The organism is Micromonospora sp. WMMA1947 (genome assembly GCF_027497355.1).
Lineage (GTDB): Bacteria > Actinomycetota > Actinomycetes > Mycobacteriales > Micromonosporaceae > Micromonospora.
The window spans coordinates 2,722,700-2,748,160 of sequence record NZ_CP114909.1; the positions used below are offsets into that span (position 1 = coordinate 2,722,700).

The following is a 25,461-nucleotide window of genomic DNA, read 5'->3' on the forward strand; positions in this document are numbered from 1 at the left end:
GACCGGCGGTCAGCCTGCCTGGACCCGGCGCAGGAAGCGGGCGGCCAGGTCGGCCACCGCGTCGGCGTCCAGCTCCTGGGCCGGCCCGGCCACCGTCACCTCGGCCAACGCCAGCCCGGGCACCTCGGTGTCCCGCCAGCCGCCGGCGAACCACGCGCGTTCCTCCTCGGCCAGCGCCAGGTTCGCCGCGTCCAGCACCGCCGCCGGATACGGCAGCCAGAACCGGAACTGGTGGGTGTGCGGCGGCGTCGGGTGGACCCGAGCGCCGGGCAGGGCGGCCAGCGCCTCGGCGACCACCTTCGCGTGCGCCACGTACCCGGGGAGGCGGGGCAGCTCCCGGGTCAGCCCGGCGAGCGCGGCGAGCGCCGCCGGCCACTGCTGGAACAGCGTGCCGCCGTAGCGGTGCCGCCAGGCACGGGCGTACCGGATCAGCTCCGCGTCGCCGGCCAGCGCCGCCCCGGAGATGCCGCCCAGGGACTTGTAGAACGAGACGTACGTGCTGTCGGCCAGCGCCGCGATCTCGGCCGGCGAGTAGCCGAGGTGGACTGTGGACTCCCAGAGCCGGGCCCCGTCGAAGTGCACCCGGGCGCCGCGGGCGCGTGCCGCCGCGACGACGGCGACCAGCTCGTCCCAGGTCGGCAGCACGAACCCGGCGTCCCGCAGCGGCAACTCCAGGAACAGCGTGCCGATCGGCTCGTCGAGCGCCGCCACCTCGTCCGCCGTCGGGTTGCGCGGCGCACTCGTGGTGCGCACCGCGCGTACGCCGGTGAGCAGCGCGTACGCGTCCCGCTCGTGGGTCAGCGGGTGGCTGAGCGGGTGCAGGCCGACGCCGGCCCGGCCGGTCAGCTCCGCCCCGTGCCGCATCGCCACCTGCTGCGCCATCGTGCCCGACGGGAAGAACGCGGCGGCCTCCGCGCCGAGCAGCTCGGCGACCCGCAGCTCCAGCTCCGCGACCGGTCCGCCCTCGCCGTACAGGTCGGGCAGGTCGTCCCCGGCCGCCGCGCCGAGCGCGGCGAGCTGCTCCGGCACGGAGGCCGGGCGTACGCCGGACAGCATCGTGTCGCAGCCGCGCTGGGCGGCGAACCGGCGCTGCCGCTCGGCTTGCCCGTCGCTCATGCGGTGCCGGCTGGGCATGCGCTCACGGCCCTCGCTGCGCTCGGTGCGTTCGCGCATGCGGTGCCGGCTGGGCATGCGCTCACGGCCCTCGCTGCGCTCGGTGCGTTCGCGCATGCGGTGCCGGCTGGGCATGCGCTCACGGCCCTCGCTGCGCTCGGTGCGTTCGCTCATCCGTCCTCCCGGAGCCGGCGCAGCCGGGTCACCGCCTCGGCCAGCACCTCGGGTCGCTTGCAGAACGCGAACCGGACCAGCCGGCGGCCGGCCTCCACGTCGTCGTAGAACACCTGCGTGGGCACCGCCACCACGCCGCAGCGCTCCGGCAGCGCCCGGCAGAACTCCACCCCGTCCCGGCCGCCGAGCGGCGTGACGTCGGCGGTGACGAAGTAGGTGCCCTCCGGTGCGAGCACGCCGAACCCGGCGTCGGCGAGCCCGGCGGCGAGCTGGTCCCGCCGGCGCTGCATGTCGTCCCGGAAACCGGTGAAGTAGGCGTCCGGCAGCCCGAGCGCCACCGCCACCGCCGGTTGCAGCGGCCCGGCGTTGACGAACGTCAGGAACTGCTTCACCCGCAGCACGGCGGCCACCAGCGGCGCGGGCCCGCTCGCCCAGCCGACCTTCCAGCCGGTGCAGGAGAACGTCTTCCCGGCCGACGAGATGCGCAGCGTCCGCTCCCGCATGCCCGGCAGCGTGGCCAGCGGTACGTGCGGCGCGGCGGCGTCGGTGAACACCAGGTGCTCGTAGACCTCGTCGGTGACCGCGTACACGTCGTGTTCCCGGCACAGCTCGGCGACCACTGCCAGCTCGCCGGCGGTGAAGACCTTGCCGGTCGGGTTGTGCGGCGAGTTCAGCAGCACCATCCGGGTACGCGGCCCGAACGCGGCACGCAGCTCGTCCGGGTCGAACGCGTACCGGCCGTCAGCGCCGGGCCGCAGCGTCACCGGGCGGCGGACCGCACCGGCGAGCGCGATCGAGGCGGCGTACGAGTCGTAGTACGGCTCGAAACAGATCACCTCGTCGCCCGGCTCGCAGAGCGCGAGGATGCTCGCCGCTACTGCCTCGGTGGCGCCGGCCGTCACCACGATCTCGCCGTCCGGGTCGTACTCCAGGCCCCAGAACCGGCGCTGGTGCTCGGCGACGGCGGCCCGCAGCGCGGGGATCCCCGGGCCGGGCGGGTACTGGTTGTGCCCGGTGCGCAGCGCCTCGGCCGCGGCGGCGAGCATCTCCGGCGGGCCGTCGGTGTCCGGGAAGCCCTGCCCGAGATTGACCGCGCCGGTGCGTACTGCGAGCGCGGACATCTCGGCGAAGACGGTGGTGCCGAACGGCCGCATCCGGGCCACCAGGGGATCGGTCGTCGTCACGGCGGCCAGCCTACGGCCCGCCGCCGACTGCTCACCAGCCGAAGCAGGTCGCGCCGTACTGGCCGGAGTCCGTGGAGACGACCTTGCCGTTGACGGTGATCCGGCAGGTCACGTCGCCGGACTCGACCGGGCTGGCGATGATCTGCACCCGCTCGCGGTCGTTCGCCGTGAAGCGCAGCCGCCAGGGGGTGTCCACGGCGCCGGGTTGGTGGAAGTTCGCGTCCGCGTCGTAGAACTGCACCTCCGCCTCACCGTTGGTGGCGGTCACCTCGTACAGCACGGTGAACCTGCCGGGCCCGCCGGACGGGGTGGTGACCGGCCTGGCCGGGGCACGGGTGGGCTCGTCGGCCCACCCGTCGGGCTCGCCGTACACCGGGCCGTCGTACCGCTCGCCGGAGGCCGTCCCCTCGCCCACGGCCCGGCCGAGGAAGGACAGCCCGACGCAGCCGCAGACGATGAGCGCGAGGACGGTGACGATGCCGATGACCAGGCCGGCCACCCAGCCGCCGCCGCTGCGGCGCGGCGGCATGCCCGGATACGCGTACGGCGGCGGGTAGGGCCCGGGCGGGTAGGGGCCGGTCTTGTAGGGCCCTGGTGGATAGGGGCCGGGCGGGTAGGCCGGCTGTGCCGCGACGTCCGGGACGCCGGACGGGGACGGCCACCCGGGCGTACCGGGGACGTACGGGGCGGCGGAGGCGGGTGGGACCGCCGGGCGTGGCGCGGCGGCCGGGTCGGCCGGAGCGGCCCAGCCCGGTTCGCCCACCGGCGGTTCCGCACCGCCCGGTGGCGTGGCCAGACCGGTCCCGGCGGACGCGCTCTCCGGGCCGGGGGCCGCCCACGGGCTCGGAGCCGGCGGCGGCGACCAGGGCTCGGGCGGTGTCCACGGCTGCGGGGCGGCCAGCGGGTCCGGCGGCGTCCAGGTGGAGGGCTGCGGCGTGGCCGGCGCGGCGGTCGGGTCGGCCGGTCCGGAGACCGGCTCGGGGGCGGGGGTCGTCTCGGACATGGGCTCAGCTCACAGGGGTACGGCGCGGACGACCGCGGAACGGTGGGCCCTGGGGACGGCGCCCGGCCTCAATGTAGGCGGTGACGGCCAGCCGTGCGGTACCGGCCGGTGCTCCGCGTCCCGCGTCCCGAACCGGTAGGGACGGGTGGAACGGCCTGGATGGTGCTATGTCCGGTAATGACAACCCCGACGCTCGGTTCGCTCAAATTCAGTGATCGTTAACCGGACTTCCGAGCACGCACGATGAGCGAAACTCGGTTAGGCTGCGGACCATGTGTGGAATCGTGGGTTACGCCGGTGCGCGCCCGGCGCTCGGCATCGTGCTTGACGGACTGCGGCGTCTCGAATACCGCGGCTACGACTCGGCCGGTGTCGCCGTTGTCTGCGAGGACGAGCTGCTGACCGAGAAGAAGGCCGGCAAGCTCGCGAACCTGGAGAAGGTTCTCTCCGAGCGCGCGGCGGACAACCCCGAGGACTGCGCGGCCAGCCCGATCGGCATCGGCGACGGCACCACCGGCATCGGCCACACCCGGTGGGCCACGCACGGCGGCCCGACCGACCGCAACGCCCACCCGCACCTCTCCCCGGACGGCCGCGTCGCGGTGATCCACAACGGCATCATCGAGAACTTCGCGAAGCTCCGCGCCGAGCTGGAGGACGAGGGTGTCGAGTTCGCCAGCGACACCGACACCGAGTGCGCCGCGCACCTGATCGCCCGCGCGCTGGCCGACCTGCGCTCGGCCGGTGAGACCGACAGCCCGGCGCTCCTCGCCGCCGCCATGCGCGTGGTCTGCGGGCGCCTGGAGGGCGCGTTCACACTGCTCGCCGTCGACGCCGGCATCCCCGGCGCGGTGGTCGGCGCCCGGCGCAACTCGCCGCTTGTGGTCGGCCGGGGCGACGGCGAGAACTACCTGGCCAGCGACGTCGCCGCGTTCATCGAGCACACCCGGGACGCGGTCGAGCTGGGCCAGGACCAGATCGTCCTGATCACCCCGGACAGCATCGACATCACCGACTTCCACGGTCAGCCGGCGAGCGGCACGGACTTCCACATCGACTGGGACTCGTCGGCCGCCGAGAAGGGCGGCTACGACTGGTTCATGCTCAAGGAGATCGAGGAGCAGCCGCAGGCCATCGCCGACACGCTGCTGGGCCGGCTCACCGAGACCGGCGAGATCGCCCTCGACGAGGTCCGCCTCAGCGAGCAGGACCTGCGCGACGTCGACAAGATCTTCATCGTCGCCTGCGGCACCTCCTACCACGCCGGCCTGGTCGCCAAGTACGCCATCGAGCACTGGACCCGCATCCCCTGCGAGGTGGAACTGGCCAGCGAGTTCCGCTACCGCGACCCGGTGCTCGACCGCTCCACGCTGATCGTGGTGATCTCGCAGTCCGGCGAGACCATGGACACGCTGATGGCGCTGCGCCACGCCAAGGAGCAGAAGGCCCGCGTCCTGGCCATCTGCAACACCAACGGCTCGACCATCCCGCGTGAGTCCGACGCCGTGCTCTACACCCACGGCGGCCCGGAGATCGCTGTCGCCTCCACCAAGGCGTTCCTCACCCAGGTCGTCGCGTGCTACCTGATCGGCCTGCACCTGGCCCAGGTGCGCGGCATCAAGTTCGCCGACGAGGTGGGCGCGGTGGTGGCCCAGCTCCAGGAGATGCCGGGCAAGCTGCGGGAGCTGCTGGACCGGATCGAGCCGGTGCGCGAGCTGGGGCGCGAGTTGAAGTCCGAGCCGACGGTGCTGTTCATCGGCCGGCACGTGGGCTACCCGGTGGCGCTGGAGGGCGCGCTGAAGCTCAAGGAACTGGCGTACATGCACGCCGAGGGCTTCGCCGCCGGCGAGCTGAAGCACGGCCCGATCTCGCTGATCGACCAGGGCACGCCGGTGATCTGCATCGTGCCGTCGCCGGTCGGCCGGGGCATGCTGCACGACAAGGTCGTCTCCAACATCCAGGAGGTACGCGCCCGCGGCGCCCGCACGATCGTGATCGCCGAGGAGGGCGACCAGGCAGTGGTCCGCTACGCCGATCACCTGATCTATGTGCCGCGTACGCCGACGCTGCTGGCGCCGCTGGTGACCACGGTGCCGTTGCAGGTGCTGGCCGCCGAGATCGCCGCCGCGCGTGGGCACGATGTCGACCAGCCCCGGAACCTGGCCAAGTCGGTCACCGTCGAGTAGCCGATCTCGTCCACGGTCCCTCCACCCGCACGACGGGTGGCGGGACCGTGCCGTCTCCGGCCTGCTCACCGGCCCAGCACGATCCGGGCCATGCCGTCCAGCGCCGGGTTGTCCGGATCCCAGTAGCCGGTGTGGCCGTGCGGAGCGCTCGGGAAGCGCCGCCCGCCGAAGCCCGGCGCGCTCGGGTCGGCGCCGAACCAGAGCCGCTCGCCGTGCGGGTCGAGCGCGGTGAGTGCCGGACCCAGCGGCGTACCCGCGAGCAGCGCACGGCGGGCCAGGTCGTCCGGTGGGCGGGCCAGCCGGATCACGTCGTCCGGCGCGGTCGACGACCAGACCTGGCCGGCCGGCATCCGCAGGTCGGCGGCGTGATCCACCCCGACTCCCGGTGAGCCGACGAAGACCAGCGCGTCCGCGCTCAATCCGTGGTCGCGGGCGGCGGCGCCGACCACGAGCGAGCCGTAGCTGTGCCCGAGCACCGTCTGCCGCGACGGTGGACCCTCGTGCGCGGCCCGCAGCCCGTCCTGGAACCGGTGCAGCGCCGGGCCGGCCTCCTCGGCCTGCCGGGTGCCGGCTGCCTCGGTGAGGAAGTCCGGCGCGTCGTAGTCCAGCCAGAGCACCGCCGCCGCCTCCTCGCCCGGCCCGAGCGCCGTGCACCGCTGCAACACCCGGGCCGCCCGGCCCAGCTCGGCCGGCGCGTCGGCGAGATCCGAGGTCATACCCGGGACGTAGGTGAGCACGGAGGCGGCGCGGTCCGGGTTGCCGAGCGCCACCACCGCCCGGCCGTCCCCGGCCGGATCGAGCCCCAGCAGGTACGCCCGGGGCGTCCCGCCCGCGGCCAGCCGCTCGGTGAGCCCGTCCAGCCCGCGCAGCGCCGCCTCGACAGCGGCGAGCCGGACCCGGCGGGACGCCTCCAACGGCCCGGCCGGAAGCGGGTGCAGCAGCGCGAGCCGCCGGACGAGCAACCGCTCCCGCCGGTCACCGAGCAGCAGCCGGTTCGCCTGGTCCCGGGCGGCGGCCGGAAGCCCGTCGAGGCGACCGATCCGGTCCGGTTCCCGCCCCACCAGCCAGCGCCGCTCGGCCGCGCTCAGGCCGGCCCACCAGCGGCTCACCTCGGCCGGCCCGGCGCCGGGCCCGGGCCGGTACGCGGGCGGCACGCTCACCCAGCCGCGTACCGCAGCGGTGGCCAGTTCCGCCAGCCGGCCCGCCGCCTCCCGATCGGCGGCGCCGGCGAGCGTCAGCGCACCCCGGATCCCGGCCCGCGCGTGCACGACCGCCGGTCCGGCCTGCGCGATCGGCCGGGCCGGGTCGGGCCGGACCGCTCCGGTGCGGCCGACGAGCAGGCCACCGGACTCGGCGCGGGCCACCTCGGCGCCGAGCCGGGCCTTGGCCGCGCCCAGCCGGGCACCGAACTCGGCGAGCACCTGGTCGACCTCGAGCAGGGCGGGGAGCACGTCGGTGAGGTCGGTCCGCAGGTCCCCGATCCGCCGCTGCGCCGCCGCCGAGGCCGCGCCCGACCATCCGGGCCGCAGCGCGCCGATCCGGGCGGTGAGCGCGTCGGCGCGCTGCCGTACCGGCCCGGCGAGGTCTCGCCACCCCGTTCCGGCGGCCGGCCAGGCACCCGGATCGGCCCGCCAGAGCTGTGCGTAACCGACCGGCACGTCGGCGGAGCCGGCCGGACCGCTGCTCACCGCAGCACCCCGGTGAGGCGGCGCGCGGCGCGTTCGTCGACCGCCTCGTAGCCGTCCGCGCCACGGCGCAACGCCTGAGCGGTGTCGGCCACCCGGGCGCCGAGCGCGCCGGACCAGCGCCGCACCGCCGCCTCCAGGTCGGCCAGCGCCGCACCGGATCGCCAGCCCTCCGGTGCCACCACCAGCAACGACTCCGGCGCGGCGCCCGGCCCGCAAGCCAGCCGGTACGCGTCGTCGGCCAGCTCACGCGCCACCGTGCGCAGCAGCTCCGGGTCGACGTCGAACGGTCTCTCCACCACGTGACCTCCCTCGCCCGGCGCCACCGGCCGGCTCCGGTCACCGGGACGCTAGGCGGCAGCCGACGGTGGCCGCCGACCCCTGTGGACAACGTGCCGGGTTGTCCACAGGGCTGGTTCGCCGGCCGGTCGGAGGCGCGTACCGCCGGTAGGGTGAGGCCGTGATCGGGGGAGCCGCGGGCGGAAGCTGAGCCGGGCGCGACGAACGGAGCGGGGTGGCATGAGACGGGTGTGGCGGGTCGCCGACGTTCGCGCGGCGGAAGCGGGCCTGATGGCCACCCTGCCGCCCGGCACGCTGATGCAGCGGGCCGCGGCCGGGCTGGCCCGTCGCTGCGCGTTGTTGCTCGCCGACCGGGGCGGGGTCTACGGCGCGCGGGTGCTGGTGCTCGCCGGGTCCGGCGACAACGGCGGTGACGCCCTGTACGCGGGCGCGCACCTGGCCCGCCGGGGCGCGGCGGTGACCGCGCTGCTGCTCACGTCGGGCCGGGCGCACGCCGAAGGGCTGGCCGCCCTGCGCGCCGCCGGTGGGCGCGTGGCCGACCGGCCGCCCGCGACTGTCGACCTGGTGCTCGACGGCATCGTGGGCATCGGCGGCACCGGTGGGCTGCGCGAGACCGCCGAGCAGCTGGCCGCGAGCCTGACCGGGCAGCGCGGGCGCGACGGCACGCCCGCCACGGTGGTCGCTGTCGACGTGCCGAGCGGCGTCGCTGTCGACACCGGCCACGTCCCGCTCACCGACGCCGGGCGGCCCCGGGCGGTCCGCGCCGACGTGACCGTGGCCTTCGGCGCGCTCAAGCCCGCACTGGTCGTCGGTCCCGCCGCCGAGCTGGCCGGCGAGGTCGAGCTGGTCGACATCGGGCTGACGCCGTGGCTGCGCGGCACCCCGGCGCTCCAGGTGATCGAGCAGACGGACGTGGCCGACTGGTGGCCGGCGCTGGGCGCGTCGTCGGAGAAGTACACCCGGGGCGTAGTAGGCGTGGCCACCGGGTCGGCCACCTACCCCGGCGCCGCGGTGCTCTCCGTCGCCGGGGCGCTCGCCGGCCCCACCGGCCTGGTCCGGTACGCCGGGAGCGCCAAGGACGAGGTGCTGCACCAGCACCCGTCGGTGATCGCCACCGGCCGGGTCGCCGACGCGGGCCGGGTGCAGGCGTGGGTCTGCGGCTCCGGGCTCGGCACCGGCGAGGACTCCGCCGCCGAGCTGCGCGCGGTGCTGGCCGCGCCGGTGCCGGTGGTGCTCGACGCCGACGCGCTGACGCTGCTCGTCGACGGCAAGCTGGCCGACCGGCTGCGCGGCCGGGACGCGCCGATCGTGGTGACGCCGCACGACCGGGAGTACGCCCGGCTCTGCGGCGAGATGCCGGGGGAGGACCGGGTCGCCGCCGCTCTGCGGCTGGCCGCCTGGATGAACGCGGTGGTGCTGCTCAAGGGCGACCGCACGGTCATCGGCACGCCCGACGGCCGCGCGTACGTGAACCCGACCGGCACCCCGGTGCTCGCCACCGGTGGCACCGGCGACGTACTGGCCGGGCTGCTCGGTTCGCTGCTCGCCGCGGGGCTGGCCCCGGAGCGGGCGGCCGCCGCGGCGGCGTACCTGCACGGGCTGGCCGGCCGGGAGGCGGCGCGCGGCGGCCCGGTGACCGCGCCCGACGTGGCGGCGGCGTTGCGTCCGGTACTGGCCCGGCTGGGCTGATCCGGGCGGCGGCGCCCGGTGGCGGCGGGCACCGCCCGCACGGCTCACGGCGCTGATGATCACTGACGGAAGTAGGCTGAGGACATGTGGCAGTCGGAGGTGCGCGTCGACCTGGACGCGATCCGGGAGAACGTGACCCGGCTCAAGGCCGGCACCAGCGCCGAGCTGATGGCGGTGGTCAAGGGCGACGGCTACGGCCACGGCATGGTGCCCGCCGCCCGGGCGGCGCTCGACGCGGGGGCGGACCAGCTCGGCGTCTGCACGCTGGACGAGGCGCTGCGGCTGCGTGAGGCGGGCATCTCCGCGCCGGTTCTGGCCTGGCTGCTCGACCCCGGCCTGCCGCTGCACGACGGGATCACCGTCGGCGTCGACCTCGGCTGCGCCAGCCTCACCCAGCTCGACGAGATGATCGAGGCGAGCCGCCGGGCGGACCGCGCGGCCCGGCTGCACCTCAAGATCGACACCGGGCTGGCCCGGGGCGGCGCCACCGTCGCCGACTGGCCGGCGCTGCTGGAGGCCGCCGCGAAGGCCCAGGCGGACGGCCTGGTCGAGGTGGTCGGCGTGTGGAGCCACTTCGTGTACGCGGACTCGCCCGGCCACCCCACCACCGACCGCCAGCTCGCCGTGTTCCACGAAGGGCTGGAGATGGTGACGCGCGCCGGACTGCGTCCGCGCTACCGGCACCTGGCCAACTCGGCCGCCACGCTGACCCGGCCGGACACCCACTTCGACCTGGTCCGGCCCGGCATCGCCGTCTACGGCCTGTCGCCGGTCGCGGGCGAGCAGTTCGGTCTGCGTCCCGCCATGACCGCCCGTGCCCGGGTGATGCTCACCAAACGTGTCGCGGCCGGCACCGGCGTCTCCTACGGGCACACCTACCTGACCGAGCAGGAGGCGAACCTTGCCGTGGTGCCGCTCGGCTACGCCGACGGGGTGCCCCGGCACGCCTCCAACACCGGCCCGGTGCACCTCGCCGGCAAGCGCCGGACCATCTCCGGGCGCGTCTGCATGGACCAGTTCGTGGTCGACTGCGGCGACGACGAGGTGGCTGCCGGTGACGTGGTGACGCTGTTCGGCAGCGGCGCGGACGGCGAGCCCACCGCCGACGACTGGGCCGAGGCGGTCGGCACCATCAACTACGAGATCGTGACCCGCTTCGGCGGCGTGCGCGTGCCCCGCGTCTACGACGGCGAGCGCGCATGAGTGTCCGGTTGCCGCGACCGCGTACCGCCGCCGGCAAGGTCGCCGGGCTGGTCGGCGCCGCCGTCGGTGTGGCCGCCGCCGGGCTCGCGGCGGGCGTGGTCAGCGAGCGGGTGCTGGTCCGCCGGCTCAAGAACGACCCCACCGACAGGTACGCCGGCGAGGTCTTCGGCGAGCAGCGCTACGACGAGGCGTACCGGTTGGAGATGCCGGACGGCACCGACATCCACGTGGAGGTGGTCGAGCCGACCCGGCCGGTGGCCGGGCACCCGACGGTGGTGCTGGTGCACGGGTTCTGCCTGGACATGGGCACGTTCCACTTCCAGCGCAAGCGGCTCGCCGAGCGCGGCGACTACCGGGTGGTCGCGTACGATCAGCCGGGCCACGGCAGCTCCGGCCGGCTGGAGAGCGGCGAGTACGACCTGACCGCGCTGGGCCACACGCTGCGCCGGGTGCTCGACGAGGTGGCACCGGAGGGTCCGCTGGTGCTGGTCGGGCACTCCATGGGCGGCATGACGATCATGGCGCTGGCCGAGCTGTACCCGGAGATGTTCGGTGACCGCGTGGTCGGCACCGTGCTGATGGCGACCTCCGGCGGGCTGGCGGCGGAGACCAAGCTGGTGGCGCCCGCGCTGCTCGGCCGCGTCGGCTCGCCGGTGCTCTACATGATGAGCAACGCCACCCGGTACGGCGGCACCGTGATCGACAGGGCGCGCCGGTCGACCTCGAACGTGGCCTGGCTGCTGACCCGCAAGTACGGCTTCGGCACGTCGAAGCCGAGCCCGGCCCTGGTGTCGTACGTCGAGATGATGAACTCGCGTACCTCGGCCGACACGGTCACCCGCTACCTGCGGACGATTGCCACCCACTCCCGGTTCCCGGCGCTCGCGGCGCTGGCCGGCACGCCGGTGCTGGTGATCGTGGGGGACAAGGACATGATCACGCCGGTGACGCACTCCGAGGAGATCGTCCGGCGGCTGCCGCACGCCGAGTTCGTGAAGATCAACGACAGCGGGCACGTGGTGATGCTGGAGCACGCCGACGAGGTGAACGCGGCGCTGGAGAGGTTCCTGGATTCGCTATGACAGTGGTCGTGGAGCTGAAGACCGTCGACGACACCCACGAGTTCGGGCGGCGGCTGGCAGGTGTGCTGCGGGCCGGTGACCTGCTGCTGCTCAGCGGCCCGCTCGGCGCCGGCAAGACCGCGCTGACCCAGGGCATCGGCGCCGGCCTCGGCGTACGCGGGGACGTCACGTCGCCCACCTTCGTCATCGCCCGGGTGCACCGGCCGGACCCGGCGCGGGGCAGCCGGGTGACGCTCGTGCACGCCGACGCGTACCGCCTGGGCGAGGCCGCCGACCCGCGCGCGGAGATCGACGACCTCGACCTGGACGCCTCGGTCGACGAGGCGGTCACTGTGGTGGAGTGGGGTGAGGGGATGGTCGAGCAGCTGGTCGACGCGCACCTGCGGGTACGCATCGACCGCCGCGACGACGACACCCGGGCGGTCACGCTGGAACCGGTCGGTGGCGACTGGGCCGCCCGGGTCGCCGGACTGTCCTGAGCTACGGCTGCAGAGGCATCGTCCAGCAGTTGGAGTAGGCGGTGCGCCGGGCGAGCCGGTCGGTCAGCCAGGCCACCGCGTCGCCCTGATCGGTGATGAGCGGCGCCAGGTGGTTGGTGAGGAGCTTGTCGCCGAGGTTGGGCAGGCTGACCGCCTGGTAGGTCACGTTGGCGCCCTTGCGGCACCAGTCGACCGCCAGTTGGCGGGCCTGCCGGTGGGGCACGATGTCGTCCTGGACGCCTGTCGCCACGCGGACCGGGCCGGTGGGCTTGAGCGTGCCGATGCGCTGCCGGTCGAGGACGGCCTGGGCCTCGGGCGAGGCGGCGATGACGGCGGTGAGGGACCGGCCGCCGGTGATCCACCTGCTGCTCTTGGTGAACGCGTACCGGAGGATCGCGTCACCGACGCACATGGTCGAGGTGTCGGAGAGCGCCGCCCGGCCGGCGTCGTTGATGTTCGCCTGGATGACGTCCCGCACCGCCGGGTCGGACTGGGCGAAGCCGTTGAGCGACCAGCCCAGCGCCCCGGCCAGCGCGCTGCCGTCGATGCCCGCGATGACGGCGGTCAGGTCGGCGGGCGGCGCGCCGACGTAGGTTCCGGCCAGCGGCACGTCCGGTGCGTACGTGGGCTGGAGTTCGGCCGCCGCGGCGCTGGCACCGCCGCCCTGGCTGTAACCGTACAGGCCGACGCGGGACTGGGCGGTGACCGATGCTCCCGGCACCGCGCGGGCGGCGCGGGCCGCGTCGAGCAGGGCGCGGCCCTCGTCGAGGCGGTTGACGTACGTGTGCAGCCGGTCGGTCGCGCCCAGCCCGACGTAGTCGGTGACGACGACCGCGGCGCCGGTGGCGAGCAGGCGGTAGATGGCCAGGGCCTCGTAGCCGACGGACAGGGTGTCGCCGGTGAGGGTGAGCGGGTGTTGCAGGGCGTACGAGGGCGCGCACTGGTCGCCCTGCCCCATGGTGCCGGAGGCGACGGCGACCAGCGGGCGCGGTCCGGTGCCCCGCCACGCCGCCGACGGTTCGATGTAGGCGCCGGTCACGCCGACGGCCCGGCCGTTGGAGTCGGTGGACCGGTACATCAGGCGGGTGGCGGTGCCGGGCATCGGGCGGCCGTCGAGCCCGGGGATGCTCAGGCCGAGCGGCAACGGCTCGGTACGGATCAGCGTGCCGTTGGTGGCGGGCAGGTCGGCGGGCGGGTGGTAGAAGGCGGGGATCGTCACGCCGCGGGAGACCACGGGCGTGGTGCTGTCGGCGGCCGCGCCCGCGCCGGAGGCGGCCAGGTAGGTGGCTGCGGCCGCGGCGACGGCCAACATCCGGAGGCCGATCGTGCGGCGGGGGGAGAGGGCGGTGGAGGGCGTGCGGGGACGGGTGTTTCTCCTGCTCACGGGCACTCCTAGCGAGCATCGATGGTGGTGGATGCAAGCTAGCAGTGAGGGTGTGGCGTAAGTAACTTGCCAGTAGGTTACGTCCCGGTAACTTTTCCCGTCCAGTGCCCGGCCCTGCCACCGCCGGGGAGTGTCGGTTGCGGCTGGTATGAAGATGGCGACCCGACGAGGAGAGGTTGCCGATGCCCGACGCCCCCACCCTGGACCTGCCGGCGCTGCTGCCGGAGGCCTGGCGTGCCGTGCTCACCCCCCACCTCGACCCGGCCCGCACCGCCGCGCTGGCCGAGTTCGTCACCCGGGAGTACGCGACCGCCACGGTCTTCCCGCCGCTGGAGGACCTCTTCTCCGCCTACCGGTTGTGCGGGCCGGCCGACACCCGGGTGCTGATCCTCGGGCAGGACCCGTACCACAAGGCGGGCCAGGCGCACGGGCTGAGCTTCAGCGTGCGCGAGGGGGTGGCGGTGCCGCCGTCGCTGCGCAACGTCTTCAAGGAGCTGGGCGAGGACCTGGGCGTGCCGAAGCCGCGCAGCGGCAACCTCGACGGCTGGGCCGCGCAGGGCGTCCTGCTGCTCAACTCGGTGCTGACGGTCCGGCAGGCCACCCCCGGCTCGCACGCGAACAAGGGCTGGGAGGAGTTCACCGACGCCACGATTCGGGCGCTCGACGCGCTCGACCAGCGCGTGGTCTTCCTGCTCTGGGGTGGCTACGCGCGCAAGAAGGCGGCGCTGGTGACCAACCCGCAGCACGTGGTGCTGGAGGCCGGGCATCCGAGCCCGATGAACCCGCGCGGCTTCCTCGGCAGCCGCCCGTTCAGCGCTGCGAACAAGGCGCTGGCCGACGCGGGGCTGCCCACCATCGACTGGGAGCGCTCAGCCGGCTGACCCGCCCGGCGCCTCGCCCGCCGCCTCGGCGAGGCGCCGACGATGGCGGCGCAGCAGTTCGGCCGTACGCCGGTCGGTCACCTCCACCTCGACCAGCGGCTCGACCGGGTACGTGCGGTCACCGAGGCGGACCTCGATGGGCTCGGGCAGTTCGTCGCACATCCGGGCCCGTAGTTCGCCGTAGCGGGTCAGCCAACGGTGCTCGCCCGGCTCCTCGGGCTCCGTGTGGATGCCGCCCCACTCTTGCCATCGGGCGTTCCAGCGCTGCGCGTGGATCCGATCGAGGAGCGCGCTGAACTGCGGCGAGTCCCGCCAGCGCACCGCGATCTCGACCGCGTCCACCGGCAGCGGCGCGCCCTGCAGCAGTGCCGCCATGCCGCCCGACAGCACGTACGGCAGGTCGCCCAACGCGCCCATGAGCCGGTCCAGCCGGAGATCTTCGATCCGCTCGGCAAGCACCGTCCCGGCCATCTCGTCCAGCGCGGCGTCGAGGTGGCTGTCCAGCGGCTCGATCTCGATCCGCAGTTGCCGGCCGAGCGCGGCGAGCAGGCGTTCCGCGGTGGTCAGGCTCGGCAGCCGGTCGCCGCGTTCGATCCGGGCGATGGCGGCCTGACCGAGCCCGGACCGGGCGGCCAGCGCCTGCTGCGTCAGCCCTGCTTGTTCGCGCTCCCGCCGCAGAGTGCGGGCGACCTCTCGAACGAGGCGACTCTCCGTCATCCCCGGAGGATGGCAGTCCTCTCCCACGCCTTATGCCTGTGAGTCATAAATATGACCCAGAGGCATAAGGCGCTCCAGTCTTCTCCTCGGCTCGGACGCTACGCACCGTCACCGGGTCAGCGGCGAGGGCGTGCCGGAGACGGGGAGAGCGGACGGCTAGGCTGGCTTACCGTGCTCGTACTCGTGGTGGACTCCTCGACTCCCGCGGTGACCGCGGCCCTGGCCGAGGTCTCGGCGGACGGCGTCGCGGTCCGCGCGTCCCGGTGCACTGTCGACGCCCGCGCCCACGGCGAGCTGCTCGCACCGCAGGTCGACGCCGTGCTGGCGGACGTCGGCGCGCGCCCCGCCGACCTGGCCGCGATCGTCGCCGGCCTCGGCCCCGGCCCGTTCACCGGGCTGCGGGTCGGGCTGGTCACCGCCGCCGCCATGGGTCAGGTGCTCGGCGTGCCCACGTACGGTGTCTGTTCGCTGGACGGGCTCGGCCACCCGGCGGCCGCCGGCGAGCCGGTGCTGGCGGCGAGCGACGCGCGGCGCCGGGAGATCTACTGGGCCGTCTACGACGGCGCGGGCCAGCGCCTGGTCGGCCCGGAGGTGGCGGCCCCGGCGGTGGTCGCGGAGCGGGCGCGCGACCTGGCGGTCACCGTCGCGGTCGGCGACGGCGCGCACCGGTACGCGGACGTGCTGGGGCTGCCGGTACGCGACGAGCCGCGCTACCCGGACCCGCTGGCGCTGGCCCGTCTCGCCGCGCCACGGATCCGCGCGGGTGCGCCCGGCGAGACGCTCACCCCGCTCTACCTGCGCCGCCCGGACGCGGTCGCGGCCACCGGCCACAAGCCGGTCCTGCCATGAGGCTGGGCCGGTTCCGCTGGTGGCACATCGACGAGGTGCTGCCCATCGAGGCGGACCTGTTCGGCGCCGAGCAGTGGTCGGCGGCGATGTTCTGGAACGAACTCGCCAACGGGCACTTCTACCTGGTCGCCACCGACGACGACGGCGCTGTGCTCGGCTACGCCGGGCTGGCCGTGTCCCCGCCCGACGAGGCGTGGGTGCAGAACGTCGCGGTCCGCCGGGACGCCCAGCGCCGGGGCATCGGCCGGCTGCTGCTGGAGGCGCTGCTCGCCGAGGCGACCCGGCGTGGCGCCCGCAGCACGCTGCTGGAGGTCGCCGCCGACAACGCGCCGGCGCAACGGCTCTACGCCGGCTACGGCTTCGAGCCGATCGGCGTACGGCGCGGCTACTACCAACCGAGCAACACCGACGCGCTGGTCATGCAGCGCAACGAGGACTGACGCGCATGGCTGACGAACCCCTGATCCTCGGCATCGAGACCTCCTGCGACGAGACCGGCGTGGGCATCGTGCGCGGGCACACGCTGCTCGCCGACGCGCTCGCCTCCAGCGTCGAGGAGCACGCCCGGTTCGGTGGCGTGGTGCCCGAGGTGGCCAGCCGCGCCCACCTGGAGGCCATGGTGCCGACCATGGACCGGGCGCTGCGCGAAGCAGGCGTCACCATCGCCGACATCGACGCCATCGCCGTGACCTCCGGGCCGGGCCTGGCCGGCGCGTTGCTCGTCGGGGTCGCCGCCGCCAAGGGGTACGCGGTGGCGGCGGAGAAGCCGGTGTACGGGGTGAACCACCTCGCCGCGCACGTCGCTGTGGACACGCTCGAACACGGTCCGCTGCCCGAGCCCGCGATCGCGCTGCTGGTCTCCGGCGGGCACTCCTCGCTGCTGCGCGTCGACGACCTGGCCCGTGACGTGGTCCCGCTCGGCGCCACCATCGACGACGCGGCCGGTGAGGCGTTCGACAAGGTGGCCCGGCTGCTCGGGCTGCCGTTCCCCGGCGGTCCGTACATCGACCGCGAGGCGCGGGCCGGTGACCCGGCGGCGATCGCCTTCCCGCGCGGGCTGACCGCCGCGAAGGACCTGGCCGGGCACCGGTACGACTTCTCCTTCTCCGGCCTGAAGACGGCGGTGGCCCGCTGGGTGGAGGCGCGGCAGCGGGCCGGTGAGCCGGTGCCGGTCGCCGACGTGGCCGCGTCCTTCCAGGAGGCGGTCTGCGACGTGCTGGTCGGCAAGGCGATCGACGCCTGCCGCACCAGCGGCATCGACACGCTGGTGATCGGCGGCGGGGTGGCCGCCAACTCCCGGCTGCGGGCGATGGCCGAGCAACGGGCCGGCAGGCACGGCATCCGGGTGCGTACGCCCCGGCCGAAGCTCTGCACGGACAACGGCGCGATGGTGGCCGCGCTCGGCTCCCATCTGGTGGCCGCGGGCGTCGCGCCGAGCCGGCTGGACCTGCCGGCCGACTCGGCGATGCCGCTGACAGTGGTCAGTGTGTGAGCGGGGAGGGTACCGACATGATCGTCCGGATGTGGGAGGCCAAGGCCGAGCCGTACGGCTTCGCCGACCTGATCACCTGGGTCTGCGAGACCGCGCTGCCCGAGTTCGAGCACGACCCGATGCACGTCTCCAGCGAGGTGTTCTCCTCCACCGACCACCGGCTCGTGGTCATCTCCAAGTGGCGGAACAATCCCCGGGAACTGCCCGAGCCGCCCGCGCGCCTGATCGCCCGCCCGCCGCACAGCTGGGACTTCGCCCAGGTCGACCGCTGACGCGAGGGTTGTCACGACGGCCGGAATTGGTTGGCGTCCGGGTCGTCCCGGCACCTAGCGTCAGTGGGTCATGCGCTTCTCACCGGCCGGCGACCCCGGTACCCCTGACGCGCGGTCGGCCACCCGGTACCTGGTGTGGCTCGCCGGGCGGCACCCCTTCATCTTCGGCGCCGGTCTTGCGCTCGGCGTGATCTGGATGCTGGCCCAGGCGCTGGTGCCGGCCGTGCTCGGCCGCGCCGTGGAAGCCGGCCTGGCGCAACGCGACCCGGACGCGCTCGTGCGCTGGAGTCTGGCCCTGCTCGGGCTGGGCCTGGTGCAGGCCGTCGCCGGGATCCTGCGTCACCGCTGCGCGGTGCACAACTGGCTCGGCGCCGCCTACCGCACCGTGCAGGTGACGGTGGACGCCACCAACCGGCTCGGCGCCGCGCTGCCCCGGCGCGTCGCGGCCGGCGAGGTGGTGAGCATCGGCACCGCCGACATCGAGCACATCGGCAGCTCCATCGACATCACCGCCCGGGGCGTCGGCTCGGTGGTCGGCATCGTCACCGTCGCGGTGATCCTGCTCAGCGCCTCCCAGCCGCTCGGCCTCGTGGTGGTGTTCGGGGTGCCGCTGCTGATGGCGCTCGTCGCGTTGCTGATCCGCCCGCTGCACCGGCAGCAGGCCGCGTACCGGGACTCGACCGGCCGGCTCACCGCCCGGGCCGCGGACATCGTCTCCGGCCTGCGCGTGCTGCGCGGAGTCGGCGGCGAGCCGGTGCTGTCCGAGCGCTACCGGCAACGGTCGCAGGCGCTGCGCGCGGACGGGCTGCGGGTGGCCCGGGTCGAGTCGCTGTTGCAGGCCGCGCAGATCCTGCTGCCCGGCGTCTTCGTGGTGCTGGTGACCTGGCTCGGCGCCCGGTTCGCGCTGCGCGGCGAGATCAGCGCCGGCGAGCTGGTCTCGTTCTACGGCTACACCGCGTTCCTGGTCAGTCCGCTGCGCAACCTCACCGAGGCGGCCGACAAGCTGACCCGGGGACACGTCGCGGCCCGCCGGGTGGTCCGGCTGCTGCGGCTCGCGCCGGAGTTCACCGACCCGGCCAGCCCGGTGCCGGTGCCGGCCGGTCCGGGCGAGTTGGCGGACGTGCGTTCCGGACTGGTGCTGCGACCGGGCCGGCTCACCGCGCTGGCCAGCGCCGCCCCGCAGGACGCCGTCGAGATCGCCGACCGGCTGGGCCGGTACGCCGACGGGGACGTCACGCTGCACGGCGTACCGCTGCGGGACCTGGCGCTGGCGACGGTGCGGGAGCGGATCCTGGTGGCCGACAACGACGCGCAGCTGTTCAGCGGCGTGCTGCGCACGGAGCTCGACCCGCACGACCGGGCCCGGCCCGGCGCCGTGGAGGCGGCGCTGGCCGCGGCGAGCGCCACCGACATCGTCGAGGCACTGCCCGGCGGCCTGGACGGCGAGGTCGCCGAACGCGGCCGGGAGTTCTCCGGCGGGCAGCGGCAGCGGCTGCGGCTGGCCCGCGCGCTCGTCGCCGACCCGGAGACGTTGATCCTGGTCGAGCCGACCAGCGCGGTGGACGCGCACACCGAGGCGCGCATCGCCGAACGGCTCGGCCCGGCCCGCCGGGGCCGCACCACGCTGGTCTGCACCACCAGCCCGCTGGTGCTCGGCCACGCCGACCACGTGGTCTTCGTGGAGGACGGCAAGGTCGTCGCCGAGGGCCGGCACGAGGAACTGCTCGCCGCCGAGCCGCGCTACGCCGCCACGGTGAGCCGGGAGGAGGACCGATGAGCAACGCGCTGCCCGTCGCCGACGTCGCCCAGGTCCGCCGGTACGTGCGGGAGCTGATCCGCCGCCACCCGCGCGGCCTGGCCGTCGCGCTCGGCCTGCACGCGCTCGCCGCGGGTGCCGGGCTCGTCGCCCCGCGCCTGCTCGGTGACCTCGTGCAGGGGATCTCCCAGGGCATCGCCGCGACGACAGTGGACCGGGTCGTGGCAGCCATCGCCGCGTTCGTGGTGGTGCAGGCGGTGCTGGTCCGCTTCGCGCACCTGGCCTCGGCCCGGCTCGGTGAGCGGGTGCTCGCCGAGCTGAGGGAGGAGTTCGTCGACCGGGTGCTCGCGCTGCCGCTCGCCACTGTCGAGCGGGCCGGCACCGGAGACCTGCTCACGCGCACGTCGCGCGACGTCGCCGCGCTGTCCCGTACCGTCCGGTTCGCCGGGCCGGAGACGCTGATCTCGGCGCTGACCGTGCTGCTGATCCTCGGCGCGCTGCTGCTGACCGGTCCGCTGCTGGCGCTGCCCAGCCTGCTGTCGGTGCCGGTGCTGTGGGCCGGCACGCGCTGGTACCTGCGCCGCGCGCCGCAGGGCTACCTGCGGGAGAACGCCGCCTACTCGGACATCACCGACGGGATCAGCGAGACCGTCGAAGGGGCGCGGACCACCGAGGCGCTGCGTCAGGCGGCCCGCCGCCGGGCTCGCGGCGACGCCGACATCCGCCGGTCGTACGCCGCCGAGCGCTACACGCTCCACCTGCGGACCGTGTTCTGGCCGGTGGCCGAGTTCGGCTACCTGGTGCCGATGGTGGCGACGCTGCTCATCGGCGGCTGGTTCCACCTGAAGGGCTGGGTCAGCCTCGGCCAGGTCACCGCCGCCACGCTCTACGCCCAGCAGCTCACCGACCCGATCGAGCGGCTGCTGGGCTGGCTCGACGAGTTCCAGGTCGGCGGCGCCTCGCTGGCCCGGCTGCTCGGGGTGGCCGCCGAGCCGGACGAGCGAGCCAGGGCATCCGCCACGCCGGACGAGCGCGCCGCCGCCCCGGGCGGTGCGGGCCGGCTCGCCGCGCACGACGTGCGGTACGCGTACCGCCCGGGACACGACGTGCTGCACGGCGTGACGCTGGAACCCCGGCCGGGGGAGCGGCTCGCGATGGTCGGCCCGTCCGGGGCGGGGAAGTCGACGCTGGGCCGGCTGCTGGCCGGCGTGCACGCACCGAGCGCCGGCACGGTGACGGTGGACGGGCGTCCACTCGCCGGAATGCCCCTGGCCGAGCTGCGTACCCATGTCGCGCTCGTCAGTCAGGAGCACCACGTGTTCATCGGCACGCTCGCCGACAACGTGGCGATGGTCCGGCCGGACGCCGACCCGGAGCGGGTACGCGCCGCGCTGGCCGCCGTCGACGCGCTGGACTGGGCGCTGGCCCTGCCGGACGGGCTCGACACGCCGGTCGGCGCGGGCGGCCACCCGCTCACCCCGGCACAGGCGCAGCAGCTCGCGCTGGCCCGGCTGGTGCTCGCCGATCCGCACACCCTGGTGCTGGACGAGGCCACCTCGCTGATCGACCCGCGGGCGGCCCGGGCCCTGGAACGGTCGCTGGCGGCGGTGCTTCAGGGCCGTACCGTCATCGCCATCGCGCACCGGCTCTTCTCCGCGCACGACGCGGACCGCGTGGCGGTGGTAGCCGACGGCCGCATCACCGAGCTGGGATCACACGACGAACTGGTAGCGGCCGGTGGCTCGTACGCCGCGCTGTGGCGGTCCTGGCACGGCTGACAAACGCGCGACGGGCCCCGGCGCACGTGCGCCGGGGCCCGCTCGACGGCCGGGTCACGAGCGGCGGGTCAGCCGCCAGGTCGCGTACCCGCCGGTGCCCAGTGCGATCAGGAACACCGCCCACACCAGTCCGGTGCCGACCTGCAGCCCACCACCACTGCCCACGTTCGCCTGGGCGGCGGCGACGAGCGAGTCGCTCTGCGCGGGGGGCAGCGCGGCCGGCGGCAGCTGCTGCCAGCGCACCAGCCCGGTGCTCTCCAGCATGGTCATGTGGTCGTTGACGAACGTGTTCGCGTCCTCGGCCAGCTTGCGCACGATCGGATCGCGGGTGCTGGCGCGAACCGCGCCGATCACCGGGAAGATCTTGCCGTGGGCGACCCGCAGCCGGGTGACGAAGATCTGGTCGAACCGGGCGCCGGTGGCGTTGCGCATCTCGGTCAGCCAACCCTGCTGCTCGGCCGTCGGATCCGTCGGCAGGGTGGCGCCGAGCTTGTTTGCCGCCTCCACCACCAGCTGATCCAGCTCCGCGTGCTGCTTGGCGATCTCCGCGCCGACCTCGCGTACCCGGGCGGACTGGCCCTTCTCGGCCGCCATCTGCCCGGCCGGCATCTCCCACAGCCCGGCCAGCCGTACCCCGTTGAGCAGCGTCATGTCGGCGGCGTTCATCTGCACGCCGGGGTTGGGCGCGGCCTGCGCCGTCCCGGGAACGACGCCGATCCCCGCGCCCAGCGCGGCGAGCAGCAGTACCACCCGGTGCGCCAGCTTGCGGCGTGCGGATTTCAGCGATGCCATGGTTGCGGTGCCTCCTCGGTCCGGACCGGTACGCGGGGTGTCGTGGACGGCCGCGCAAGCCGGCCGCCCGTCCGCACACTGGTACGGATCGGCGGGCCGATCAGTTCAGCGGGTCGGCGAGGAGTCGTTCGAACGCCAGCTCGGCGGCGCCGATCAGCGCCGCGTCGTCACCGAGCTTCGGGGTACGCAGCCGCACGTGCTCCAGGCACGCGGGCAGCCCGTTGGAGTTGAGCCGGCTGCGTACCTGCGCGGCGGAGGCCAGGTAGAGGTCGCGCATGGTGCCGCCGAAGATGACCATCTCCGGGTTGAAGATGTTCACCAGGTTCGCGACGCCGAAGCCGAGCCAGTCGCCGGCCTGCCGTACCGCGGTCTGCGCGCGGGCGTCGCCCCGGTCGGCGGCGTCGAAGACGGCGAGCAGCGCGTCCCGGCCGCGCGCCTCGGACCGGCCGGCGGCGCGCAGCAGCCCGTGCTCGCCGATCTCGGTCTCCCAGCAGCCGCGCCGGCCGCAGTCGCAGCGCACGCCGTCGCGGACCACCACCATGTGGCCCACCTCGCCGCCGTAGCCGCCGTGGCCCCGCAGCCGCCGGCCCCCGGCGATGATGCCCGCGCCCACACCGACGTCGCCGTAGATGTAGATGACGTTGTCGCAGCCGACCGCCGCGCCCCGGGCGTGCTCGGCGTACGCGGCCACGTCGGCCACGTTGCCCACCGTGATCGGTACGTCTATTCCCAGCTCGACGGCGAGCGCCGCACCGATCGGCTCGTCCACCCAGCCGGTGGTCGGGCTCAGCCGCACCAGCCCGTCCTCGCGGCGGACCATGCCGCACACCGCCACCCCGGCGCCCACGCAGATCGCGTCCGGCGGGACCGACTGGTGCATCTCCTTGACCGCGCCGGCGAGCAGCGGGGCGGCCTCCCCGGCGACCAGGTTGCGCGGCCGGTCCATCTCCCGGCGGTCGAGCACCTCACCGCCGAGCCCGACCCGCGCGGCCCGCAGCCGGTCCACCTCGACGCTGTACGCGTACGCGTAGACCCGCTCCGACTCGGGCCGGACGACGAGTGACGGTCGTCCGGCCCGGCCGGTCTCCTTCGGCGTCCCCTCGCTGACCAGCCCGGCGCCGGCCAGGTCCGCGGTCAGCGCGCCGATGGTGCTGCGGTTGAGTCCGAGCGCGGTGGTCAGCTCGGCGCGGGTGGTGGCCCCGTGAACGTGTACGTAGCGGAGCAATGCGCCCAGGTTCTGCCGACGGATCTCGTCCTGACTGGGGCCCGCGCGCATTGCCACTGCCATGGTGTCGATAACCGGGATCAGCGGGTACCGGTTGCGGCCGAACGTCGCCGGGACAGCGCGTCTACGCCGGCGGCGAGGAGCAGCACCAGGCCGGTGAAGATGAACTTCAGCCCGGAGCTGAGGTCGAGCAGTCCCATACCGTTGATGATGACAGCCACCACCGCGCCGCCCAGCACCGCGTTGATCATGCGGCCTTTGCCCCCGAAGAGGCTGGTGCCGCCGATGACGGCCGCGCCGACCGCGTAGAGGAGCACGTTGCTGCCGCCGGTGTTGGGATCCACCGACCGATCCCGGCTGGCGGCGATGATGCCGCCGACCGCCGCCATGCCCGAGCAGATCACGAAGGCCGAGATCTTGAGCCGGTCCACGTTGATGCCGGCCCGTCGCGCCGCCTCGGCGTTGCCGCCGACCGCGTAGAGGTGACGGCCGTAGGCCGTGCGGTTGAGCACGAACGTCCAGAACACCAGTAGGAGCGCGACGATCGGCACGACCACCGGCATGCCCTTGTTCGAGGTGATCAGCGGGTTGATGCTGCGCTCCTGGTTGAGCACGTAGACCGCGAGCACGATCAGCAGCGCCAGCCCGCCGATCCGGGCGCCCATCACGGCTGCCGGTTCGGTCACCAGGCCCCGGGAGACGCGATTGCGGTGACGCAGCAGCTGGGCGACGGCGTAGCCGAGAATCGCGACGGCGGCGAGCAGCCAGCCGATGGCAGGCGCGATGCGGCCATTCTCGATGCCGACGATCACGTCGTCGCTGATCGAGATGTTGCTGCCCTCCTTCATGAGCAGCAGCACCACGCCCTGGAAGGCGAGGAAGCCGGCCAGGGTCACCACGAAGGACGGGATGCCCACCTTCGCGACCAGGAATCCGAGGATCAGGCCGATCAGCACACCGGTGATCAGGGCCGCGAGGACGGCGACGTACCACGGGTAGCCGAGCACGCTGACCACGTTCGCCAGGATTCCGGCGCAGACGCCGCTGGCGAAGCCGGCAGAGAGGTCGATCTCGCCGAGCAGGAGCACGAAGATCAGCCCCATGGCGATCACGGTGACCGCGGCGCCCTGGGTGAAGAGGTTGGCGAAGTTCCCCGCGGAGAAGAAGACCGGGCGCACGATGGTGAACACCACGCAGAGCACCACGAGGCCGATGACCGCGGGCAGGGCGCCCAGGTCACCGCCGCGTACCCGGGCGAGGTAGTTGCGGACGTGGTCGCCGACGGTGTGTGCGGGCGTGACGGCGGCCGGTCCTTCCTTCTTCACGGCGGTGGCGGTCATCGGAGCGCTCCCGAGGTTGCGTCGGCGGATTCGGTGCCGTTGCCGGGTTCGGTGGAGAGACCGAGGTTGCCGGAACGGCCCGCGGTGATCAGCTCGACCACCTGCGAGTGGGTGATGTCGCTGGTCTTGACCTGGGCGACCATCTGGCCGAGGTAGAGCGCGGCGATCCGGTCGGAGACGGCGAAGACGTCGTTCATGTTGTGCGAGATGAGCACCACGGCCAGGCCGTTGTCCGCCAGCCGGCGCACCAGCTCCAGCACCTGGGCGGTCTGCGCGACGCCGAGCGCGGCGGTCGGCTCGTCCAGGATGACCAGCTTGCTGTTCCAGAGCACGGCCTTGGCGATGGCGACGGTCTGCCGCTGGCCGCCGGAGAGGCTGGCCACGTGCTGGCGCAGCGACTTCACGGTGCGCACGCTCAGGCCGGCGAGCGTCTCGGCGGCCATCTGCTCCATGGTCGGCTCGTCGAGCACGATGCCGCTGCGCTTCTCCCGGCCGAGGAACATGTTCTGCACGATGTCGAGGTTGTCGCAGAGCGCGAGGTCCTGGTAGACGACCTCGATCCCGAGGTCGGCGGCGTCGCGGGGGCTGTTGATGCTGACCGGCTTGCCGTCGAAGAGGAACTCGCCGGCGTCGGTGGGATGGATGCCGCTGATGCACTTGACCAGGGTCGACTTGCCGGCGCCGTTGTCGCCGACGAGCGCGGTCACCTCGCCGGGGTGCGCGGCGAAGGCGACGTCGCGGAGCACCTGGACGGGACCGAAGCTCTTGTCGATCCCGCGTAGCTCCAGCAGGGGGGTTGCGGACACGGGTTCTCCTTTGGGCGGAGGGAGGTCTCGGATCCCGTCCGGCGCGGGCGCCGCCCGGCACGGGGTTCTCC

23 protein-coding genes are annotated in these 25,461 nt (G+C 74.2%); 12 read left to right on the plus strand and 11 right to left on the minus strand.

Annotated features, from left to right (window positions below):
* Window positions 1-9: 9 nt before the first annotated feature.
* The 3 genes from O7604_RS13175 to O7604_RS13185 are packed head-to-tail and all read right to left on the minus strand — an operon-like array spanning window position 10 to window position 3,474.
* Window positions 10-1,287: a beta-eliminating lyase-related protein gene (locus O7604_RS13175; protein WP_281579749.1), complete on the minus strand. Its 1,278-nt coding sequence runs from the start codon at window positions 1,285-1,287 to the stop codon at window positions 10-12.
* The gene (locus tag O7604_RS13180; protein WP_281579750.1) at window positions 1,284-2,471 is read right to left on the minus strand and encodes a pyridoxal phosphate-dependent aminotransferase; all 1,188 of its coding nucleotides are present in this window, start codon (window positions 2,469-2,471) and stop codon (window positions 1,284-1,286) included. The genes O7604_RS13175 and O7604_RS13180 overlap by 4 nt, the downstream gene beginning before the upstream one ends.
* Window positions 2,472-2,502: 31 nt before the next feature.
* The gene (locus tag O7604_RS13185) at window positions 2,503-3,474 is read right to left on the minus strand and encodes an MmpS family transport accessory protein (RefSeq protein WP_281579751.1); all 972 of its coding nucleotides are present in this window, start codon (window positions 3,472-3,474) and stop codon (window positions 2,503-2,505) included.
* 272 nt (window positions 3,475-3,746) lie between these two features.
* Here O7604_RS13185 and glmS point away from each other — a divergent pair, with 272 nt between their 5' ends.
* Window positions 3,747-5,660 carry a glutamine--fructose-6-phosphate transaminase (isomerizing) gene (gene glmS / locus O7604_RS13190; RefSeq protein WP_269704041.1) on the plus strand — a complete coding sequence of 638 codons (1,914 nt, stop codon included), beginning with the start codon at window positions 3,747-3,749 and terminating at the stop codon, window positions 5,658-5,660.
* A gap of 65 nt (window positions 5,661-5,725) precedes the next feature.
* On the opposite strand, the gene O7604_RS13195 is transcribed toward glmS, so the two are convergent.
* Both O7604_RS13195 and O7604_RS13200 read right to left on the minus strand, forming a co-directional pair.
* Complete coding sequence (locus O7604_RS13195; protein ID WP_281579752.1) at window positions 5,726-7,348, minus strand: alpha/beta hydrolase; 1,623 nt, start codon at window positions 7,346-7,348, stop codon at window positions 5,726-5,728.
* Window positions 7,345-7,647 (minus strand): type VII secretion target, encoded by a 303-nt coding sequence (locus tag O7604_RS13200; protein ID WP_281579753.1) that lies wholly within the window; start codon window positions 7,645-7,647, stop codon window positions 7,345-7,347. Before O7604_RS13200 ends, O7604_RS13195 begins: the two co-directional genes overlap by 4 nt.
* Window positions 7,648-7,864: 217 nt before the next feature.
* On the opposite strand from O7604_RS13200, the gene O7604_RS13205 reads away from it, so the two are divergent.
* The 4 genes from O7604_RS13205 (at window position 7,865) to tsaE (ending at window position 12,098) form a co-directional block, all read left to right on the plus strand.
* Window positions 7,865-9,334: an NAD(P)H-hydrate dehydratase gene (locus O7604_RS13205; RefSeq protein ID WP_281579754.1), complete on the plus strand. Its 1,470-nt coding sequence runs from the start codon at window positions 7,865-7,867 to the stop codon at window positions 9,332-9,334.
* 84 nt (window positions 9,335-9,418) lie between these two features.
* Window positions 9,419-10,537, plus strand: a complete 1,119-nt coding sequence (gene alr / locus O7604_RS13210) for an alanine racemase (RefSeq protein WP_281579755.1) — start codon at window positions 9,419-9,421, stop codon at window positions 10,535-10,537.
* Window positions 10,534-11,619, plus strand: coding sequence for an alpha/beta hydrolase (locus O7604_RS13215; protein WP_269704046.1), 1,086 nt, complete (start codon window positions 10,534-10,536; stop codon window positions 11,617-11,619). The genes alr and O7604_RS13215 overlap by 4 nt, the downstream gene beginning before the upstream one ends.
* Window positions 11,616-12,098 (plus strand): tRNA (adenosine(37)-N6)-threonylcarbamoyltransferase complex ATPase subunit type 1 TsaE, encoded by a 483-nt coding sequence (tsaE, locus tag O7604_RS13220; RefSeq protein WP_281579756.1) that lies wholly within the window; start codon window positions 11,616-11,618, stop codon window positions 12,096-12,098. Before O7604_RS13215 ends, tsaE begins: the two co-directional genes overlap by 4 nt.
* A 1-nt stretch (window position 12,099) precedes the next feature.
* Here tsaE and O7604_RS13225 read toward each other — a convergent pair whose 3' ends face one another.
* Window positions 12,100-13,482, minus strand: a complete 1,383-nt coding sequence (locus tag O7604_RS13225; protein ID WP_281579757.1) for a lipase family protein — start codon at window positions 13,480-13,482, stop codon at window positions 12,100-12,102.
* A gap of 182 nt (window positions 13,483-13,664) precedes the next feature.
* On the opposite strand from O7604_RS13225, the gene ung reads away from it, so the two are divergent.
* Window positions 13,665-14,363: a uracil-DNA glycosylase gene (ung, locus tag O7604_RS13230; protein ID WP_194801536.1), complete on the plus strand. Its 699-nt coding sequence runs from the start codon at window positions 13,665-13,667 to the stop codon at window positions 14,361-14,363.
* On the opposite strand, the gene O7604_RS13235 is transcribed toward ung, so the two are convergent.
* Complete coding sequence (locus O7604_RS13235) at window positions 14,352-15,080, minus strand: helix-turn-helix transcriptional regulator (RefSeq protein ID WP_281579758.1); 729 nt, start codon at window positions 15,078-15,080, stop codon at window positions 14,352-14,354. The genes ung and O7604_RS13235 overlap by 12 nt on opposite strands.
* 171 nt (window positions 15,081-15,251) lie before the next feature.
* Between O7604_RS13235 and tsaB the strand changes: the two genes are divergently transcribed.
* The 6 genes from tsaB (at window position 15,252) to O7604_RS13265 (ending at window position 21,227) form a co-directional block, all read left to right on the plus strand.
* Window positions 15,252-15,929, plus strand: a complete 678-nt coding sequence (gene tsaB, locus O7604_RS13240) for a tRNA (adenosine(37)-N6)-threonylcarbamoyltransferase complex dimerization subunit type 1 TsaB (RefSeq protein WP_281579759.1) — start codon at window positions 15,252-15,254, stop codon at window positions 15,927-15,929.
* Window positions 15,926-16,369, plus strand: a complete 444-nt coding sequence (gene rimI / locus O7604_RS13245) for a ribosomal protein S18-alanine N-acetyltransferase (RefSeq protein ID WP_281579760.1) — start codon at window positions 15,926-15,928, stop codon at window positions 16,367-16,369. Before tsaB ends, rimI begins: the two co-directional genes overlap by 4 nt.
* A gap of 5 nt (window positions 16,370-16,374) precedes the next feature.
* Window positions 16,375-17,421 (plus strand): tRNA (adenosine(37)-N6)-threonylcarbamoyltransferase complex transferase subunit TsaD, encoded by a 1,047-nt coding sequence (gene tsaD, locus O7604_RS13250; RefSeq protein WP_281579761.1) that lies wholly within the window; start codon window positions 16,375-16,377, stop codon window positions 17,419-17,421.
* Window positions 17,422-17,438: 17 nt separating this feature from the next.
* Window positions 17,439-17,693, plus strand: coding sequence for a hypothetical protein (locus O7604_RS13255; RefSeq protein WP_269704054.1), 255 nt, complete (start codon window positions 17,439-17,441; stop codon window positions 17,691-17,693).
* Window positions 17,694-17,763: 70 nt separating this feature from the next.
* Window positions 17,764-19,470, plus strand: coding sequence for an ABC transporter ATP-binding protein (locus tag O7604_RS13260; RefSeq protein ID WP_281579762.1), 1,707 nt, complete (start codon window positions 17,764-17,766; stop codon window positions 19,468-19,470).
* Window positions 19,467-21,227 carry an ABC transporter ATP-binding protein gene (locus O7604_RS13265; RefSeq protein WP_281579763.1) on the plus strand — a complete coding sequence of 587 codons (1,761 nt, stop codon included), beginning with the start codon at window positions 19,467-19,469 and terminating at the stop codon, window positions 21,225-21,227. Before O7604_RS13260 ends, O7604_RS13265 begins: the two co-directional genes overlap by 4 nt.
* A 54-nt stretch (window positions 21,228-21,281) precedes the next feature.
* Here the strand turns inward: O7604_RS13265 and O7604_RS13270 are convergent, their stop codons facing one another.
* From O7604_RS13270 to O7604_RS13285, 4 genes are all read right to left on the minus strand, one after another.
* Window positions 21,282-22,019: a DUF4142 domain-containing protein gene (locus O7604_RS13270; RefSeq protein WP_269704057.1), complete on the minus strand. Its 738-nt coding sequence runs from the start codon at window positions 22,017-22,019 to the stop codon at window positions 21,282-21,284.
* A gap of 100 nt (window positions 22,020-22,119) precedes the next feature.
* Entirely contained in the window at window positions 22,120-23,295 is a 1,176-nt protein-coding gene (locus O7604_RS13275; protein ID WP_262013264.1) for an ROK family protein, read from the minus strand.
* Between the two features lie 29 nt (window positions 23,296-23,324).
* Window positions 23,325-24,584 (minus strand): ABC transporter permease, encoded by a 1,260-nt coding sequence (locus O7604_RS13280; RefSeq protein ID WP_269704058.1) that lies wholly within the window; start codon window positions 24,582-24,584, stop codon window positions 23,325-23,327.
* Window positions 24,581-25,390, minus strand: a complete 810-nt coding sequence (locus O7604_RS13285; protein ID WP_269704059.1) for an ATP-binding cassette domain-containing protein — start codon at window positions 25,388-25,390, stop codon at window positions 24,581-24,583. Before O7604_RS13285 ends, O7604_RS13280 begins: the two co-directional genes overlap by 4 nt.
* Window positions 25,391-25,461: the final 71 nt, after the last annotated feature.

Bases quoted from the DNA above. Each gene is read 5' to 3' on its own strand.
- O7604_RS13175 (WP_281579749.1), bottom strand. From the start codon at position 1,287: ATGAGCGAACGCACCGAGCGCAGCGAGGGCCGTGAGCGCATGCCCAGC.
- O7604_RS13185 (WP_281579751.1), bottom strand. From the start codon at position 3,474: ATGTCCGAGACGACCCCCGCCCCCGAGCCGGTCTCCGGACCGGCCGAC.
- glmS (WP_269704041.1), top strand. From the start codon at position 3,747: ATGTGTGGAATCGTGGGTTACGCCGGTGCGCGCCCGGCGCTCGGCATC.
- O7604_RS13205 (WP_281579754.1), top strand. From the start codon at position 7,865: ATGAGACGGGTGTGGCGGGTCGCCGACGTTCGCGCGGCGGAAGCGGGC.
- alr (WP_281579755.1), top strand. From the start codon at position 9,419: ATGTGGCAGTCGGAGGTGCGCGTCGACCTGGACGCGATCCGGGAGAAC.
- O7604_RS13215 (WP_269704046.1), top strand. From the start codon at position 10,534: ATGAGTGTCCGGTTGCCGCGACCGCGTACCGCCGCCGGCAAGGTCGCC.
- tsaE (WP_281579756.1), top strand. From the start codon at position 11,616: ATGACAGTGGTCGTGGAGCTGAAGACCGTCGACGACACCCACGAGTTC.
- ung (WP_194801536.1), top strand. From the start codon at position 13,665: ATGCCCGACGCCCCCACCCTGGACCTGCCGGCGCTGCTGCCGGAGGCC.
- O7604_RS13235 (WP_281579758.1), bottom strand. From the start codon at position 15,080: ATGACGGAGAGTCGCCTCGTTCGAGAGGTCGCCCGCACTCTGCGGCGG.
- rimI (WP_281579760.1), top strand. From the start codon at position 15,926: ATGAGGCTGGGCCGGTTCCGCTGGTGGCACATCGACGAGGTGCTGCCC.
- tsaD (WP_281579761.1), top strand. From the start codon at position 16,375: ATGGCTGACGAACCCCTGATCCTCGGCATCGAGACCTCCTGCGACGAG.
- O7604_RS13255 (WP_269704054.1), top strand. From the start codon at position 17,439: ATGATCGTCCGGATGTGGGAGGCCAAGGCCGAGCCGTACGGCTTCGCC.
- O7604_RS13260 (WP_281579762.1), top strand. From the start codon at position 17,764: ATGCGCTTCTCACCGGCCGGCGACCCCGGTACCCCTGACGCGCGGTCG.
- O7604_RS13265 (WP_281579763.1), top strand. From the start codon at position 19,467: ATGAGCAACGCGCTGCCCGTCGCCGACGTCGCCCAGGTCCGCCGGTAC.
- O7604_RS13270 (WP_269704057.1), bottom strand. From the start codon at position 22,019: ATGGCATCGCTGAAATCCGCACGCCGCAAGCTGGCGCACCGGGTGGTA.
- O7604_RS13275 (WP_262013264.1), bottom strand. From the start codon at position 23,295: ATGCGCGCGGGCCCCAGTCAGGACGAGATCCGTCGGCAGAACCTGGGC.
- O7604_RS13280 (WP_269704058.1), bottom strand. From the start codon at position 24,584: ATGACCGCCACCGCCGTGAAGAAGGAAGGACCGGCCGCCGTCACGCCC.